The 17,075-nt window shown below is 40.9% G+C and carries 18 protein-coding genes and 1 other RNA gene; 8 read left to right on the forward strand and 11 right to left on the reverse strand.

The features are described 5' to 3' along the window. Nucleotides 1-150: 150 nt before the first annotated feature. Nucleotides 151-801, forward strand: a complete 651-nt coding sequence (locus tag HG267_RS20900) for a HupE/UreJ family protein (RefSeq protein ID WP_045873306.1) — start codon at nt 151-153, stop codon at nt 799-801. 75 nt (nt 802-876) lie between these two features. On the opposite strand, the gene HG267_RS20905 is transcribed toward HG267_RS20900, so the two are convergent. Then, on the reverse strand, nt 877-1,554 hold the full coding sequence (locus HG267_RS20905; protein ID WP_045873305.1) for a sugar transferase: 678 nt from the start codon (nt 1,552-1,554) through the stop codon (nt 877-879). A 367-nt stretch (nt 1,555-1,921) separates the two neighbouring features. Here HG267_RS20905 and HG267_RS20910 point away from each other — a divergent pair, with 367 nt between their 5' ends. Continuing rightward, on the forward strand, nt 1,922-2,224 hold the full coding sequence (locus HG267_RS20910; RefSeq protein WP_045873304.1) for a hypothetical protein: 303 nt from the start codon (nt 1,922-1,924) through the stop codon (nt 2,222-2,224). 183 nt (nt 2,225-2,407) lie between these two features. On the opposite strand, the gene surE is transcribed toward HG267_RS20910, so the two are convergent. Both surE and HG267_RS20920 read right to left on the reverse strand, forming a co-directional pair. Continuing rightward, nucleotides 2,408-3,088, reverse strand: coding sequence for a 5'/3'-nucleotidase SurE (surE, locus tag HG267_RS20915; RefSeq protein WP_045873302.1), 681 nt, complete (start codon nt 3,086-3,088; stop codon nt 2,408-2,410). 156 nt (nt 3,089-3,244) lie between these two features. Next, nucleotides 3,245-3,808 carry a Uma2 family endonuclease gene (locus HG267_RS20920; protein WP_045873301.1) on the reverse strand — a complete coding sequence of 188 codons (564 nt, stop codon included), beginning with the start codon at nt 3,806-3,808 and terminating at the stop codon, nt 3,245-3,247. A gap of 134 nt (nt 3,809-3,942) precedes the next feature. On the opposite strand from HG267_RS20920, the gene HG267_RS20925 reads away from it, so the two are divergent. Together HG267_RS20925 and psb32 are read left to right on the forward strand one after the other, a co-directional pair. Further along, the gene (locus HG267_RS20925) at nt 3,943-4,653 is read left to right on the forward strand and encodes a Uma2 family endonuclease (protein ID WP_194007944.1); all 711 of its coding nucleotides are present in this window, start codon (nt 3,943-3,945) and stop codon (nt 4,651-4,653) included. Nucleotides 4,654-5,089: 436 nt separating this feature from the next. Then, the gene (gene psb32 / locus HG267_RS20930) at nt 5,090-5,833 is read left to right on the forward strand and encodes a photosystem II repair protein Psb32 (protein ID WP_045873443.1); all 744 of its coding nucleotides are present in this window, start codon (nt 5,090-5,092) and stop codon (nt 5,831-5,833) included. Between the two features lie 58 nt (nt 5,834-5,891). Here the strand turns inward: psb32 and HG267_RS20935 are convergent, their stop codons facing one another. Both HG267_RS20935 and HG267_RS20940 read right to left on the reverse strand, forming a co-directional pair. Beyond that, complete coding sequence (locus tag HG267_RS20935; protein ID WP_045873300.1) at nt 5,892-6,275, reverse strand: DUF4346 domain-containing protein; 384 nt, start codon at nt 6,273-6,275, stop codon at nt 5,892-5,894. Between the two features lie 110 nt (nt 6,276-6,385). Beyond that, complete coding sequence (locus HG267_RS20940; protein WP_045873299.1) at nt 6,386-7,567, reverse strand: GNAT family N-acetyltransferase; 1,182 nt, start codon at nt 7,565-7,567, stop codon at nt 6,386-6,388. A gap of 39 nt (nt 7,568-7,606) precedes the next feature. Here HG267_RS20940 and HG267_RS20945 point away from each other — a divergent pair, with 39 nt between their 5' ends. Beyond that, the gene (locus tag HG267_RS20945) at nt 7,607-7,762 is read left to right on the forward strand and encodes a histidine kinase (RefSeq protein WP_096621927.1); all 156 of its coding nucleotides are present in this window, start codon (nt 7,607-7,609) and stop codon (nt 7,760-7,762) included. 1 nt (nt 7,763) lies between these two features. On the opposite strand, the gene HG267_RS20950 is transcribed toward HG267_RS20945, so the two are convergent. Further along, nucleotides 7,764-8,456, reverse strand: a complete 693-nt coding sequence (locus HG267_RS20950) for a RibD family protein (RefSeq protein WP_045873298.1) — start codon at nt 8,454-8,456, stop codon at nt 7,764-7,766. A 291-nt stretch (nt 8,457-8,747) separates the two neighbouring features. Between HG267_RS20950 and HG267_RS20955 the strand changes: the two genes are divergently transcribed. After that, complete coding sequence (locus HG267_RS20955) at nt 8,748-10,874, forward strand: sensor histidine kinase (RefSeq protein ID WP_045873297.1); 2,127 nt, start codon at nt 8,748-8,750, stop codon at nt 10,872-10,874. A gap of 150 nt (nt 10,875-11,024) precedes the next feature. Here HG267_RS20955 and HG267_RS20960 read toward each other — a convergent pair whose 3' ends face one another. Then, the gene (locus HG267_RS20960) at nt 11,025-12,119 is read right to left on the reverse strand and encodes a Gfo/Idh/MocA family protein (protein WP_194007891.1); all 1,095 of its coding nucleotides are present in this window, start codon (nt 12,117-12,119) and stop codon (nt 11,025-11,027) included. Between the two features lie 90 nt (nt 12,120-12,209). Further along, complete coding sequence (gene rnc, locus HG267_RS20965; protein ID WP_045873296.1) at nt 12,210-12,929, reverse strand: ribonuclease III; 720 nt, start codon at nt 12,927-12,929, stop codon at nt 12,210-12,212. A 91-nt stretch (nt 12,930-13,020) separates the two neighbouring features. Between rnc and HG267_RS20970 the strand changes: the two genes are divergently transcribed. Next, complete coding sequence (locus HG267_RS20970) at nt 13,021-13,152, forward strand: hypothetical protein (RefSeq protein WP_255325320.1); 132 nt, start codon at nt 13,021-13,023, stop codon at nt 13,150-13,152. 7 nt (nt 13,153-13,159) lie between these two features. On the opposite strand, the gene rnpB is transcribed toward HG267_RS20970, so the two are convergent. The 3 genes from rnpB to corA all read right to left on the reverse strand — a co-directional run bounded on the left by rnpB (nt 13,160) and on the right by corA (nt 15,580). Next, nucleotides 13,160-13,615: RNase P RNA component class A (gene rnpB, locus HG267_RS20975), an RNA gene on the reverse strand. A gap of 49 nt (nt 13,616-13,664) precedes the next feature. After that, nucleotides 13,665-14,375, reverse strand: a complete 711-nt coding sequence (locus HG267_RS20980) for a hypothetical protein (RefSeq protein WP_045873295.1) — start codon at nt 14,373-14,375, stop codon at nt 13,665-13,667. Nucleotides 14,376-14,437: 62 nt separating this feature from the next. After that, nucleotides 14,438-15,580, reverse strand: coding sequence for a magnesium/cobalt transporter CorA (gene corA, locus HG267_RS20985; RefSeq protein WP_045873294.1), 1,143 nt, complete (start codon nt 15,578-15,580; stop codon nt 14,438-14,440). A gap of 780 nt (nt 15,581-16,360) precedes the next feature. Between corA and petL the strand changes: the two genes are divergently transcribed. Beyond that, entirely contained in the window at nt 16,361-16,456 is a 96-nt protein-coding gene (petL, locus tag HG267_RS20990; RefSeq protein ID WP_071989467.1) for a cytochrome b6-f complex subunit PetL, read from the forward strand. Nucleotides 16,457-17,075: the final 619 nt, after the last annotated feature.

Below are 17,075 nucleotides of genomic sequence, written 5' to 3' on the forward strand. Positions count from 1 at the left end.
GGAATTTGTCCCTTGATGAGCAAGTCCTAGTTTTTTATACTCGATACCAGTATTATTACGGAAATAGAAAAGAAGTTTATAAATACCATGTTAACTTTTAGAGAAATTTGGGCAATATAAAGTACCAAAAAATTTATTTGGTATAAATTGATGTTAACAATTGAGTTATCAACATCTGCTACAGCCTTAAAGCGTCGTTATGCTGGAGCGATCGCAGCTTTAATATTACTGAGCTTACTATGTTCGTTGAGCGGATTGCCGATTCATCAGTCTATCTCTAACTCCTGGGAAGGCTTGCTTTGGGGAATCGCGAATCCAGTGGTTAGTTTGAATAGTCTGGCTAGCCTTGTAGCCATTGGCTTACTCTGCGCCGGAATGAATCGTGGTGCTTTGATTGCTGCATCTTTTTTGTCAGCCTCGGTGTTTGGGACAGTGATTCATCTGTTCTATGCCAATTTAGTAGGTGCGGAAATCGGGATTGCAGCTTCCACTATCGCTATTGGCGCTATGTTAATCATGTCAATTCAACCGAATTGGCTGTTACTTTCAGTGCTGGGTGCGATCGCAGGCTTGTTTCACGGTTATGCTGGTGCTGAATCGCTCATTAATACAGAAATAATGCCCTTAGTTATTTACATACTGGGCGTTACTGTAACTCAATGTGCAGTGATCATGAGTGCCAAAAAAACTTACCCCATGCTATTAAATAAAATTGATTTTGTGGGATTAGCGGTTTGTGCCATTAGTATGGCATTTTTAGGCAATGCAATTTACTCTGTAATGTTTTCCTTCCTAAGCTAAAGCGAGTAGCACCCAAAAAACTTGATTTTTTAGGTGCTACTGAAGGACTGATAAACTTTACGTTTTATCTGGTAATTAGCAGGCTCCGACTTTATGGAAAATCACATAAAATGTTTTTCCAATCAAAAATAAGTCGTAAAATATATGCCAATTTCGCTGGTAACGCAGATCTAAATCAACGATTTGTTCAAAATCTGTGATTTGAGAACGACCATTGACTTGCCATTCGCCAGTTAAACCAGGTTTGACATTTAAGCGTTGCCAATGACGTGGTGTGTAGTTAGCCACTTCATCATAGGTTGGTGGACGTGTACCTACTAAACTCATTTCACCGATGAGAACGTTCCAAAATTGAGGCAATTCATCTAAGCTGGTGCGTCTTAAAAACCGTCCTACCTTAGTGACTCTAAAATCATTTTGATTTTTAAATATGAGTCCTTTTGCTTCATTTTTAACTAAAGATTTTAAATGCTCTGCATTTGTAACCATTGAACGGAATTTCCGTATAATAAATGGTTTACCTCGCAGACCATAGCGCTTTTGGACAAAGAAAATTGGCCCTGGACTATCGAGTTTGATCGCAATTGCTATTGGTACAAATATAATTGCTAAAATCAATAGCCCAACTAAGCTACCTAAAATGTCTAGAAACCGTTTAAATTTTGATTTTAAAGATGGGTGAGGAATAAATTGTAATTCCCAAGCTGTTAAATTTGCATTGTGAACAATGCTGTGTGAGTGTGTGGGGTACATGATCCCGCCTAATACCAAGGTAAAAAAGTAGAATTACCTAACCTTTATTTGAATATATACTTAAGTGTATTTACAATTTGTGTTTTTACCGTAAATTTACTTAATCTTTAATTAGCTCGCTGATCTTCTGCTTTTTTATATTTTTGGGATAAAGTTGATTAAATCTATCTAGTGAAATTTGACTACATAATTATCACTATCCGGAATCAAGTTAATTCTCCCTGAATTAACAACCGAGTGAATACCTAAGAACTATCAATTATCTTTGATAACGTGGCAGATACCTGGTGTTAATGCGTATATTAAATTATTCAATATCCGTAAGGATATGACTGTATTGGGCGCTCAAAATTGGGGTGGTAAATAAATGGTTTCAACAAGTGTGGAAGTTAAAATTACTCGCTTAGAATCGATTGTTGAACAAATCGGAGAAGCAGTACTTTCTACAACAGAGACAATTGAGAGTCTCGCGCAAAGATTGGAGACTCTCAGCGTACAAGTAGAAGAACAAGGAAAGCAGCTACAGCAACAGGGTTATCAAATTTTTGCTTTGTGTGATGCGGTACAAACCTTGGCAGAATCTCAAGATGATTCCTTACAAAAACTCAGCCAACTAACACAAACCTTGGATAAACTGATGATTCTGTTACAAGGTTCGGATGAGGAGTGATTGGGGATTGGGGACTGGGGACTGGGGATTGGGGACTGGGGAACTCGGGGCCCCCTCTGGGGATAAGGGGTAATGGGGATTGGGAATATGAAACAATTCAAAATTCCAAAGAATACCCTCTTCTCTCTCAAACACCCAATTACCCATTACCAATTACCAATTACCCATTACCAAACCCCAAAATTAAACCCTTAATTTGGTAACAGCAATGTTCCCGGAGAAACAAATATCGACATCGCTACCGGGGGTGCGATCGCGTTTGCCGTATTCGCCGACATAATAAAAATCATCCCCTTCAACCCGATAGTTAATTGGTAAAGCTTTGGTACAGGGTTGGCAAAAGACTACTTCTGGTTCTGGTTCTCCTGGTTGTAGATGCGGGAGATTGACGTTCCAAAAAGTTCCAAGTTCTAGGGGACGCTGGAGTAAGTCAGCTAAAACTTCGGCTGTTAACTTAGCCGCGAATTCCCAGTCAAAATTTTGCTTGGCTTTGCGATAGTGAGAAATCGCAATTCCCCCAATCCCATTCATCGCTGCTTCTCGCACCGCCGCCACAGTACCAGAAATATAGGCATCTACGCCTAAGTTTCCCCCAGCATTGATTCCCGACAACACAAATTTAATATCTTCACTAATTTGTGATATTGCAATTCTCACACAATCAGCGGGAGTACCTGCGATCGCATATTCAGTTTGCGAACGTCGCTGGAGGGTGATGGGGCGAGTTGTGGTAACTTGATGTCCACAGCCAGATTGATGATCTCTTGGCGCAGCAATAATTACATTTTTGTCCTTGACAGCTTTGAGCAGTGCTTTAATTCCAGGAGCATCGATACCGTCGTCGTTAGTGAGGATGATAGTCATAAAATTTATCTGATGAGCCAAGCATCAATTGCTATGGAATTCTATCGCCAACCGCCGCCAGAGTCTAATCATCTCCTGCAACAGATGCCATTGCCTTACTTGTATCAGTTTCTTCATTTCAGACTTTAGACTTGATACTTTAGCCTTTTTTATTAGCTAAACTTGCAAATCAAACCCAGGTAATATATCTTCTCCAGAAAGAATTGCTGGCATTTGTACAATTTCTACAGCTTGATTGAGGCGATAAATTTCTACTCTTGCATCTTGAAGATTAATCAGCCAACCTAAACGCAAACCATTTTCTATATATTCCTGCATTTTGTCTTGCAGAGTTTTTAGCCTATCTGTTTCAGAACGCAGTTCAATGGCAAAATCAGGTACAAGTGGCGGAAATTTTTTTCGCTGTTCTGGTGTTAAAGCTTCCCAGCGTTCCAACTTTACCCAAGCTGCATCAGGAGAACGTTTGGCAGCATTTGGCAGGATAAAAATAGTTGAAGAACTACAAACTTTGCCTAATTTGGCTTGACGGTTCCAATTATTTAAGTCTGTAATTAAGTCTGCTTCTTGATTTCCGCTTTCTCCTCCTACTGGTGGCACAATGATTAATTCTCCTGCTGCATTCATTTCTAGGCTTAAATCTTTATTAGCAATACACAATTGATAAAATTGCTCATCAGTTAAATGAGCAATCGGTTCGAGATTGAGGACAACAGTATTCATTAAACTTTTCCTCGTGCTTTTTTGCTAACGTTAGTTGCCTTTAGCTACAAGTTTAGCAGTGTAAATTAATCTCTTTTTCTTCATACACAGCTTTGCTAGAGTGAGGATGATTCGGCAACTTTGAGGATTGGCAAATGGTTAGAGAGTACTCACCCGAAATACAATCCAATTCGTCACAACGAAATCTACCGCCGCTTCAAAGTGGCGATCGCCTGACTCGTCCAGAATTTGAACGGCGCTATGAAGCTGCACCCCACATCAAGAAAGCAGAACTGATTGAAGGAATTGTTTACGTGGCATCTCCCTTAAGACATGAACAGCATGGCAAACCTCACAGCCGAGTCCTAACTTGGTTAGGAGTTTACCAATCCCTGACTCCTGGTGTGGACTTAAGCGTTGAACCCACGGTACGCCTGGATCTAGATAACGAACCACAACCAGATGCAGTACTGTTTCTTGAATCTGCTGTAGGTGGGCAAACGCGATTGAGTAGCGATGGCTATATTGAAGGCGCACCTGAGTTAATTGTGGAAATTGCCGCCAGTAGCGCCGCGATTGATCGGGGTAGCAAAAAACAGGCTTATCGCCGTAACGGGGTGCTGGAGTACGTAATCTGGCAATCTTACGAAAATCAAATTGAATGGTTTTACCTCACCGATGGCGACTATCAATTACTATCTCCCGATACAGATGGAATTATTCGCTCTCAGGTGTTTCCAGGTTTGTGGTTAGCAGTTGAGGCACTATTAAATAATCAGATGGCGCAGGTTTTAGAGTTAGTGCAAGCTGGATTAAAGTCACCAGAACATTATGAGTTTGTGCAGCAATTAAGGGAAAACAAGTAAAAGAGCGATCGCTTCTGTATTACTCCTCAAGTTTTGCTTCAATGCTGTGGCGCAATTTTTATGATTAATATTTTCTCAAGAACATAGCAAAAAAGCACAAATCCTCACTCTCAGCAAAATGCAGATATTACCTTGGTGAGAATTAAGCAGGTAAAGAGCCGCAAATATTAAATAAACTTAGCTATTTAACAATAAATGTCAATTACGTGATATTATGCCGTCATGGTTTGCAAATTCCGCCCAATTTAGATAAATCCCTAAATAGGGCGGTGTTCCTTTTTGGTAGCTAGTCCGTAACTAAGCCACAAAAATTTCTTTTATAAAATCTATCTTTGGGGTGTCGCGAAAACTTCCCCAAGTAAAAACCTATCAACCAGGTGATTTTGACATTGGTTGTGTAGTATTTTTGGTGCAAGACTGTCTTAAGGTTTACCCAATGAAACAGCTCCTCAACCAAGTAATCATCATTCAAAAATACCTCATTAGGCTACTTCTGCCACTTATAGCGATCGCTCTAGTTTCTTTTCTAGTTGTACCATCGGCGTTAGCTACTGGTGCATATCAAATACCTGACCTAGCAGCTGATAATAGCACCTGGGTTGTAGATGAAGCCGACGCAATCAGCCGGATCAATGAAGGTAAGATTAGCAGCACTTTATCGGATTTAGCGAAAAAAACTGGATACGAAACCCGAATTGTCACCATCCGCCGACTTGACTATGGAGAAACACCAGAAAGTTTCGCCAAAGCATTGTTTGAAAAATGGTTCCCCACCAAAGAAGCGCAAGCCAATCAAACTTTATTGGTGATTGACACTGTGACAAATGGTACTGCCATTATTACAGGTGATAAAGTCAAGTCCTTGCTGACAGACTCTATTGCTGAGAGTGTCGCTTCTGAAACCGTGATGGCACCATTACGCGATGGTAACAAATACAACCAAGCGTTTTTAGATGCGAGCGATCGCCTAGTCGCTGTTCTCTCTGGAGAAACCGATCCCGGCCCGCCAAAAATAGTTGAGAATGTGCAGGTAGAAGGCACATTTAAGACAGCAGAAGAAACTAACAAAGATAAAGGTAATGCTACTGCTTGGGTAGTAGGGCTATTAATTGCCGCTACTGTTATCCCAATGGCAACTTACTATCTTTACCAAGTTAATCAACCATCAAATAATGGTTAATAGTTGACTGTTGACTGTTAACCGTCAACTGTTAACGGTCAACAATGAGCATTTCAGTTTAATCTTGAATGTACTCTTGCCCTGTCACTAAAGCGACCTCAGCGCGCACAAATTCTCTACCTAAATAGGCTGCATGGTCTAAAAAACTGACTGGACAGGGCTGAGTTTCTTCAAATATTTTGACGCAAAGTTCTTTAGCTGTTCTCCCACTAAATACAGTTGTATGAGTTCTTTGGACTTTACCTTTAGCCGGAATTACCTTCCCGGTTTCGGGATCTACAGCTAAACCATGCTCATCAATTACATTTGTAAAATGCTTGGCATAAATTAACTTTGCCTCCCGATCCAAGTAGATAATGAAATATCCGCTAGGGTCAAGGTCAATATGACGCTGAGACAGCTGATCGTCAATTGCAGCCAAGTCTTCTACCATCAAATCCATAGTCATTATTTAAATCAGATTTCTGCAAATTTTTTTCTACTCCATTTCCAGTGTAATTCTTATGTTCATCACTTCCTGTAGATTCTGCATAATTTTGCCATTTCTGATAGCTAAGAATTGCGGTTACTAAAAGGTAACTCGGCATTCATCGCTTCAATTTCTTGCTGTTCGAGTTGATTAACTTCCCGAATATAAGGCAGTAAAATTTGCTCTAAACGGGCATTGTAAAAGCGGTGCAAACTCTGATTTGCCTTGGCGGGAAAGCCGCGCCGTTTTTTGTGTCTTCCACCAGCACCAGGATCAAACATTTGAATATCGTTAGCGATCGCCCACTCAATTGGCGAGTAATAGCAAGCATCAAAATGTAGACAATCTATCTCTTGAAAACTGCCCCAATAGCGACCATATAATCTATCACCTTTATATAAACAAAAAGACATTCCTATGGGGTGACGATTATCTTGCTCGCTATAAGCAGCGAAAAACACGACGCGATGGCGATAATTGCTATGTAATTGCTCAAAAAAGCGTTTTGTCAGGTATTTACTACCCCACCAACCGAACTTATCACAGGTATCGGCATAGAACTGGTACATCAAGGGAAACAAAGAATGGGGAATTTCATCACCCGTCAGTGGTTGCAGTATTAAACCTGCTTTTTCCACTGCTTTGCGTTCCCGCTTAATATTGCGGCGTTGATTGGCGTTGAATACAGCTAGGTAATCATCAAAATTCTTAAATCCATCATTTTCCCAAATGTAACTGTGATGCAACCAACTGCTAAAACCTTGCCGTTCTAGCACAGCACGCCATTTGGGATCGACATAGAGAAAATGACACCCAGAGATGCGATGTTGGGAGCAAAAAGAGTCTATCTCATGCACCATCATGGCTGTAATTTCATCCTCATCTTCGCCAGGCGCAATTAAAAAGCGATAGCCTTCAGCTGGAGTAAAAGGTGTCATTCCCAACAATTTCGGGTAATAATCTACCCCAATGCGTTCTGCTAAACTTGCCCACTGGTGATCGAAGACAAATTCCCCTGCACTATGTCCTTTTAAATAAAGTGGAGCCGCAGCAATCAGGGTTCTGTCGCGCCATAAGGTTAAGTGATTTGGTAACCAACCAGTTTTTCTGGTAGCACTGTGGGATGTTTCCAGATTATTCAGCCACTCCCACTCTAAAAACGGAGTTTTGAGGGGCAATGCTAAAGCATCCCAAGCTTCTTGAGGTATCTCAGCAATTTTGCTGATCCAAGCAATAGAATAGCGAGGTTTCAGTTTTTCTACCATCGTCTCAGGGAATGGGGACTGGGGACTGGGGACTGGGGATTGGGGACTGGGGGTGAGGAAGATGAGGGAGATGAGGGAGATGAGGGAGATGGAAAAATTACTGTTAGCAATTACCAATGCCCTATGCCCTATGCCCTATGCCCTATGCCCTATGCCCCATGCCCAATTTCCAATACCCAATCTTTTTTAGGGTAATCTAAGATGCTGGTCGTTGCAGGCGATAGTGTAAAAACACTTCTTGATCGACCTGGTTAACCTCTAGAAGTTCGAGGCGGGGTGCTAAATTAGCAGGGAATCCAGTACTTTCCGCAGGTGTGGGTGCGGTAGCACCAGCCAAAATCAGTGGACATACGGTTAACCATAATTCATCTATTAAGTCTAATTCCAACATTGAAGCTACCAATTCCCCGCCTCCCAGTATCACTAAGCGTGTTATATGTAGAAGAACCAGGTGTTGCAGCGTGGCAAGAAGGTCTATCTTGCCCTGTGGTGTTTCAAAAACTAAAATCTGCTCAAACTCTGAGCGTCCTCGCCAAAAACTTGCCCCGGCAGTAGTCGTGAGCAACCAACGTGGAACCGGTTGTTGAAAAAAGTGAATTTCCGGATTAAGGTTACCAGATTGTGTAATGACTATATGAACTGGCTGAGTAGATTTGCCCGCTTTTGTTCGATTTTGCAGCAATGTTGGATGTGATACGGTTAATGTAGTACCGTATGCACGGAGAGTACTGGCACCGAAGAGAGTGGCATCAGAGGCAGCGATTTGTTTTTCCAGGTGTGCTTTATCAGCCTTTGAGCCGAAACGAGCAGGCGATCGCCTAAAATCTGCTATCTTGCCATCTGCACTCATTGCCAAAACCACTGTGGTATGAGGACGATGTTGCACCATTTAGTTGTTTTGAGATTTGGAATTTTTTCTTGCTGTATGTTATTTACCAAAAATTCATATATGCAAGCTGCTGTTTAGTGATTTCCCTATTGTAGAGATATGCAACACAAGTCTTGTTTAAATCTAACCTCCGGAGGTTTTGGTATACCAGGTTTCATTTTGCAGATGCAAACTTTGTTATTTTTAGAATTTGTCAATAAAGTAGTCATAACTTAATGCAATGTCTCATCTAGCTGGTTTAATTGCATATCTTTGGCTGTTTTGGTTTGCAGATGCGAAGTGAGACGTTAGATGGCTAAGTCCCGTCAATCATCCTTTCGGCGTATATTATTGACAAGAATCTTGCTGGTGTTTGTGCCAGTATTATTGATAGGTGAGATGGCCGCCTTAAATAAGGCGCGGAATAGCCTATTAAAAAATGCTAAACAAAATTTAACCGAAAGTGCCGTTATGAAGGGGGAGAAGATTGCAGATGCGATCGCTACCCTCAAGACTAGTTTGCTGATTATTAGCAAAACAAAAATTATCGAGTCTCCTTCTCCAGCAGAGACGGAAGAATTTTTGAATAAAATATCACAACAACTACCAAGCAAAATTGATTGTATTCAATTAAAAAATTTGCAAACCAACAAAATAGTTGCTAGTAGTTGTGACGGCAAACCCATAGGAGAAGAAAATTCATTTGTACCTAGCCAAGGAGTTGATATTAAGGTAGTTTTACCGCCTAAGCTAGGCACAACTGGTACAAGAGATACCAAAAATCAATTGCAACTATTACTTACTGCCCCAGTTTACGATCAGGGGGGTAAATTAGTTTATAGCTTAAGTCTTCAGTCGGCATTGTATCAACAAACTGCTAGTAAGCCGGGATCGCTGACAGGTTCGATGATAGTCATTGCTGAAGATGGCACAATTTTAGCGCACCCAGCACCAGAAAGAGTGGGCAGTAACATTCAAGAAGATGGTCATGCTACCCAACTCCAAAACACAATTAAAAATACTGTGATCGGGGAAACTGGCTCTACAAATTTGTATTTTAAAGAAGGAAAAGAACTATTAGCTGGTTATAAAATAATTAGCAATCCTCTTCAAGAACAATCTCCACAAAAATGGATTGTTTTAGCTGTTACTACTACAGATAGCGCTCTGTTTGGTTTAGAAGAAATCAAACTAATTCTCATTGTTTTAACAGTTGGTTTAATAGGTGCCAGCTTATTAGCATCTTTATATTTAGCGCCTTATCTTGCCAACCCTGTAGAAGAATTACGCGATTACGCACTCAATATTTATAACCACCACAGTGCCCAACCAGTTCCACATAACTTTAAAATCCGGGAGTTTAATCAACTAGCACAAGCCCTCGACCAAATGGTTGAGAGGTTGAAAGCTTGGGCAGAAGAATTAGAAATTGCATGGAAAGAAGCAAAAACTGCTAACCAAGTTAAAAGCCAATTTTTAGCCACAACTTCCCATGAATTGCGAAATCCGCTAAATATTATTATCAATTGTGTGCGCCTGGTTCACGATGGTTTGTGTGATAACCGGGAAGAAGAAATGGAATTTCTCAAGCGTGCCGATGAAACAGCAATTCATTTATTAGGAATTATTAATGATTTGCTTGATATTTCTAAAATTGAAGCTGGTAAACTTTCTGTAGTTACAGAACCGCTTGACCTGCGAAAATTACTGCTGGAAGTAATCAATATTCAATCAGTAAATGTGCAACAAAGAGGCTTGCAATTAAAAACTGATTTGGGTAGCGAACTGATTCCTGTGAAAGCAGACGCAGCAAAACTGAAGCAAGTATTAATTAATGTTATTGGTAATGCAACTAAATTCACCGAACAAGGAAGCATTACGATCGCTTGTGAAATGCAATCAAATAACGATCAATCTCAGGTGTTAATTCATGTCACCGATACAGGCATGGGGATTGATCCCGCCCAACAGCACAAGCTATTTCGCCCCTTTGTGATGGTAGATGGTGCCAGTACCCGCAAAATTGAAGGTACAGGATTAGGGTTGGCGATTTCACGCAACTTAATCGAACTCATGAAAGGTACCATTACTCTCACAAGTGCGGGACTTAATCAAGGTACAACAGTGACGATCGCGTTACCTTTAATTGATATTTCTCTATTATCCCCTCCAGAAGAAAAAGGAAATTTAGAGGATATTGAAATCACCACTACAGATGAGGTAAAAAGCGAAGTTAACGGCTATATTAACCTGCAAGCAGAACCGCTACTTGACGCTACAGAAATTGAAGACTCTCCCACAACAGAAAAAGACGACACCGAAGACAAACTACCGCTTTTAGAAGATACTTGCCAACTGACTTTGTTAACTCCACAAAGTATTTTGTCTAGCCGAACTGCGGGAGAAGCTTGTGCTAACGGCACTGTTGTGGAAAGGTGAGGGATTGGGCATGGGGCATGGGGCATGGGGCATTGGGTATGAAGTAAGAGTCAAAAGTCGTAGAGAGACAATTAATCGCGTCTGTAATCAAAAGTTAGATAATAATTCAAAGTTTTTCCCAATTACCCATTACCCATTACCCATTATCCATTACCCATTACCCAACACCATAGGTTGTCCACCTTGCTCAAGAGAGGCTGTCAGTGCGGCCAGAATTTCTACCAACTCTGCACCAACCCAGCCAGAGGAAACAATAGAGGGAGTATTGTTGAAGATACAAGTAATAAAGCGATCGCAAACTCGTTGCAAGGGTTCGCCTTTTTCTACTTGCAAAGCCTCTTGGCTTTGATTAAGAGGCAGAAATTGATTGTTTTGATATTCTAATTGCCCATTTAATAACGTTAAAGGCGATTGGCTAGACATTTCATCGAAAATCAAGCTACCACGATTACCCACAACCGCTAACCTTCTTTGTTTATCGGTATTCAACCAGCAGAGATGAATATAGGCTTGAAAACCATCTGCGTATGTCAGCATCACCCAGACTAAATCAGCAAGTCCTGGGTAGAGAGGTGAGGGGGGTGTAGACGCGATAGCGGCTTCCCGTAGGGTGGGAGAATCGCTGTGGTTGGGTTTGTCACCCTGTAGCCAAACTGTACCGGTTGCTTGCACTTTTACTGGTAATTGACCTAACCAATTGTTAAAAATAGCAATATCGTGAATTGCTAAATCCCATAGTGCATCTACATCTTGGCGGACTGGCCCTAAATGGGTGCGGGTGGCGTAGCCGTAGCGTAAATCACCTAACTTACCCGCCTGAACTACAGCTTGTCCTTGTTCGACGGCGGGATGAAATAAATAGGTATGATCTACCATTAATATTAAATGCCGTTGCTGTGCTAACTCGCAAAGTTCGTGACATTCTACAGGATCTAGAGTTAAGGGCTTTTCTGCTAAAACATGGTATCCCTGATTCAAGGCATCTTTAATCAAGTGATAATGAGTGGTAGCTGGAGTTGCGATCGCCACTGCCTTTAAATCTGGCACTTGCTTGATATCCTGCCACTCAGTTGTTAATAAGACATTTTCATCTAATTTATATTGCCGTTTGACGGCTGCTAATCTTTCCGGGTTGGGGTCTACAACCGCACCAATCCGTACTTGGGGATGTTCTAAAAAATTCCGTAGCAAATGCACTCCCCAACGCCCAACACCGAGGACAGCAATTGTAATTTGATTAGTCATTAGTTATTTGCCAAGAGTCAAAATTTTGACACTGGAGTTTAGACTCTTGAGTCATAACTGCATTATCAACTCTGATATTCTCTATTGAGTTCAGGGTTGTTCCGGATTACTAATGGATAAAAATGCTACCTTAGCTGCTGCTTGTTCCGCAGCTTTAATCGAGCGTCCCTTACCTTGACCCAATTGTTTACCATGCAACCACACTTCAGCAAGGAAACGTTCTTGGTTGCGGTGGGGTTGAGTTACTTCTACAACTCGATATTCTGGCAAAACTTTAAATTGAGCCTGAGTCCATTCTTGCAGAGCAGCTTTGTAATTTAGCCTAGCTGGATCGAGACGAATTTCTGCGGCTAGTTGTTTGAAGTGAGGGTCTAGCCAAGGACGGATGAGATTGAGATTGCTGGTACTGAGGTACAATGCCCCGAGAACAGCTTCAAAAGCATCTGCTAGCCGAGATTCTTGACCTACTTTATCAGCAGTCGCACTACCAGCAACCAATAAATAAAGTTCCAAACCATATTCTCTGGCTAACTGAGCCAAAATGCGATCGCTCACCAGCACCGAACGAATTGCGGCAAAATCCCCCACCGGACAATCTGGATAATGTTCCCACAACACAATAGCTGCGACTAGCCGCACCACAGCATCACCCACAAATTCCAACTGTTCATAATTTGCTGACTCTGAGACAGTAGGATGAGTTAGCGCTAAGTCCAACAGATGCCATTGTATAGGTGCTTCTTTTGGCAGACCTAATTTTTGAACTAAATTTTCCAGCTGACGCTGACGGCGTGGATAAGCGAGGGACATTAAATCAGGGAGGGGGGGAGCAGAGGGGATAAGGGAGATGAGGGAGATGAGGGAGATGAGGGGGATAAGGGAGATGAGGGGGATAAGGGAGATGAGGGGGATAAGGGAGACAAGGGGAGAAATGCCCATTACCCATTACCCATTACCCATTACCCATTACCCATTACCCATTACCCATTACCCATTACCAAATGACAAATTACAAATGACAAACACCAAATGACTAAAAAGGGAAAGAGTTGGTAGTAAGCCGGGTTCTGTTCTCGAATGTAGAAATGTTACAAGTAACTTCTCTACATGAGGGCGGTTATCTATCTGGGACGTTTGTTACCAAACGCCTCTAGCGGCTCTGTTTTAGCGGAACTGGTAAAAGACCAACCATAGTTCCTTTCGCCTTGCTCCCAACCGGGGTTTACCGAGCCAACGCCTCTCGACGTTGCTGGTGCGCTCTTACCGCACCTTTGCACCCTTACCAATTTGGTCATTTGTTCTTTGTCCTTTGTCCTTTGTGTTTTTCCAAATGACTAATGACAAATGACTAATGACTAATTGGCGGTATCTTTCTGTGGCACTATCCTCACGATCGCTCGCACTGGACGTTATCCAGCAAGTTTGGTCTTTCGGGAGCCCGGACTTTCCTCAAATCAGTTTTTGTGACTGATCTGCAACCGCCTACGCCTACTCTCTCCTTAGATCCAGTGTAATCTTGGATGGAGCTGTGTGTCTGAATTTAAGTTACTTCCTTTTATTCCAAGGTAGGGCGTATGTCCAGGGTAGTTTTCTAATTGTGAAAGGGCAATTAATAATGTACATGGGTGGGACGTTTTGACCTGGAGCCAGACCAACGCGCAGTTCTTCAGATACGCGCAGCACTAGTTGTAGTGAGAAATCTAATTTTATAGTTCTGTTAACAAAATTGTTGTACAACTTTCTTAATGCTTTTACAGGGCTTTTTTCCAAGCTACTAATATTAATTAGGGGTTGTTTGGTTGAGTAAGTACCTGTAGTTGCATCACGAGCAAATACATCTTCTGCTGTGACTGTTGCTGAAAGTGTTTTCTTGGGTGCCACTAGACTAGGACTTTGTGGTACAGCCAAGTCACGGGTTAAGTCTGGTGATTTGCGAATTACTCGGCGCGATTGCTTACTATATTCAACAACCAAAGAGCTATTATCCCAGTCAACATAGATAGCATAATCGCTAGATTTATTTTCAATGCTAACCGATAACTCTTTCAATTCGTCAAACGAATAGGAGGGATTGAGTTTAAAAGAAATTCCCACTTTATCGCCTATTTCTTTTTGTGCGAGTTGATCGTCAACATCTTTTTTCTGATACTCAAATTTAATTTTGTCGTCAATTGATTCAATCATCAGGTTAAAGATGTAAGAGACACCGATGATATAAAGCGTCAAGACAACTAAATTTTGGTCACCGCTTCTCATAATTTAGAATACAGACTCCCTGTAATAATTTTGTATATCCGATCCATACTGATGTACCATATTTAGTCTTGCTTAATCGTTAAAGACCTTTCTAGCCAGCCTCGCCGCCAGAAAAAGAAAAGTAATCCGCCTGCGATCGCAGCCATCACAGCCAAGCACAGTGGATACCCCCAATACCAATTCAGTTCAGGCATATTATATGGTGATTTTTCGGTATTGAAGTTCATCCCGTAAATTCCTGCTACAAAAGTTAAGGGAATAAAAATAGAGGAAACCACTGTCAAGATTTTCATGATTTCATTCATTTTGTTACTCACTGCCGACAGATAAACATCCATTAATCCTGAAGTCAGTTCCCGGTAGGTTTCTACCATGTCAATTACTTGCACTGCGTGGTCATAACAATCTCTCAGATAGATTCGCACTTCATCACTGATATTTTCTCCGCTATCACGCATCAGAGAATTAATCACATCACGCTGGGGCCAGATGGCGCGACGTAGTTGCAGTAATTCTCGCTTGATTTTATAAATCTTCTGGAGTGTTTTCTGAGTAGGTCTAGTAATTACTTCTTCTTCTAAATCTTCTATTTGTTCGCCATAGCGCTCTAATACGGGGAAAAAGCCATCAATAATGGCATCTAATAGGGCATAAGTTAAATAATCTGCTCCTGATTTGCGGATAATTCCTTTCGATTTTTCAATGCGCGATCGCACAGCATCAAAGCAATCATGTTCTGGTTCTTCTTGTACTGTTAGTAAATAGGTTTTTCCTAATACTAAACTCACTTGTTCACTGAAAAATCCAAATGCATTTTTTTTCGGTACTACCATCCGCGCAATTATTAATAATTGGTCGTCATAGTCTTCAGTTTTAGGACGCTCTGCCATATTTACGACATCTTCTAAAACTAGAGGATGTAAATCAAAAACTTGACCAACTCTTTGTAAAATATCTATATTTCCTAAACCTCTAACATCAACCCAAGATACAGAATTTGCATCCAAAAATTGTAGACATTCTTCTGGAGATGCTATTTCTTGTTTTGTATAATTATTTGCGTTGTAATCAATTAAAATAATTTCTGGATAATAAGCATTCTCATCGATCACGAGGGTTCCAGGTACATTTCCAGGCTGGTGAAAAAAATCTCGCATAAACGACTCTTTATTAGCATGACGACTGCGACGAATTTTGTTGATCATGGGCTTTTATCTCAATAATTGGTTTTAGTATTCATCAATGGTTACATCATGCTAATTTTTTGAGTTTAAATTTCAAAATATAGTAAATATTTAGTTTGAAAACAAAAACAAAAATGGTAAATTACCGAGCTTTTCTGATAGCAAATATTTACATCATATTTCAGATAAATAAGGTATGCGGGTAGGGGCATGGCAGTGCCCAGTGGTGTCAACTTAACGTGAAACCCGCTCTTGTGCAAGGTTTCGCCCTCACCCCCAACCCCTCTCCCACCAGGAGAGGGGAGCAAGAGATTTAATTCCCCTTCTCCTGCGGGAGAAGGGGTTAGGGGATGAGGGCGAGGGTTTTTGTACAACACTCGCCCTATATAGCTTTTAGCTTAAGTTGACACAGGTGGGCAGTGCCGTGCCCTGACAATTATCTGTACATCACCAACTTACAATCTGCTATATTTGCCAATAATTAAGTAATAGGCTGGAAAGCCAGAAAAATTTTTGACGTAATTTCTAAAACTATCACAATCCTTTTTTGTATCCACTATGTTCTAGTGCTTTAAGCCGATATGATATCACTACTTCTCTTCTAACTCGTAAATACTGGCAGCGCCCGCCTTGCACCATCCATACGGCGGTGCGTTCCGGCTAAATCTCATGATCTCTAAGTCCCAAATCCTTTCCTAGCCGTAACACAGGCTACAAAAATACCGAATGGGCGAACGACTGTAACGGGAGTACTCCCACTCCATTAAGATAGATTTATTAAAGTCTTGTGGAGAAAGAATAATGCTTGGAGTTGTATCTTATATCGGTTTCTTGGCTGTGTTCACTGGTATCGCTGTTGGGCTGTTGTTCGGTCTGCGTTCAGCCAAGATACTATAAGGGAGAATTTTCTAGGAATGAGGCAACTAGTACATATATTCGGGTCATGAGTCAAGAGTCAATGGTCAAAGTTTTTTGTACATTTGACCCTTGACAGCTTTGGCGGGAAAAATATGACACTTGGGTAAGTCCTATTTTCTTTCAAGCCTGGGTAACCAGGCTTTTTCTGATAATTACGAGTATCACCCTAATGTTTACCGAATACTAAATTTATCTATATACAAATATTTTATTCCGTATATTTACATGAAGTTTAATACTTGTGTGAAGTAAGAGCAAAGCAATTAGAGCTGATTCGTAAATAAAATCTTAAGGACACCTAATTCATTACTGGGTATAGCTTTCGCAAGATAAAGGCTTGATTAGTTCAAATTCCTGAAACCCTTACGATACGAAGACTTTACTTGAGTTTACAAATTAGCGTTTATGAAATAAACATAAAGTTTATAGTAAGTATAGGGAAAACCCCTGAGTTACAGATCAAAATTGTATGTACTAGATTAACGCTGGCTGTGTAATTAAACCTTGGAACCTCTGTGATTTCGTTAATATTGACGAAAAACTTATGGTGTCAGGGATTTTAATAATGCACTTCAGTGCAAATCTTGACGTTTTCTAC

Origin of the sequence: Tolypothrix sp. PCC 7601 (assembly GCF_025677855.1) — a bacterium.
GTDB lineage: Bacteria > Cyanobacteriota > Cyanobacteriia > Cyanobacteriales > Nostocaceae > Aulosira > Aulosira diplosiphon.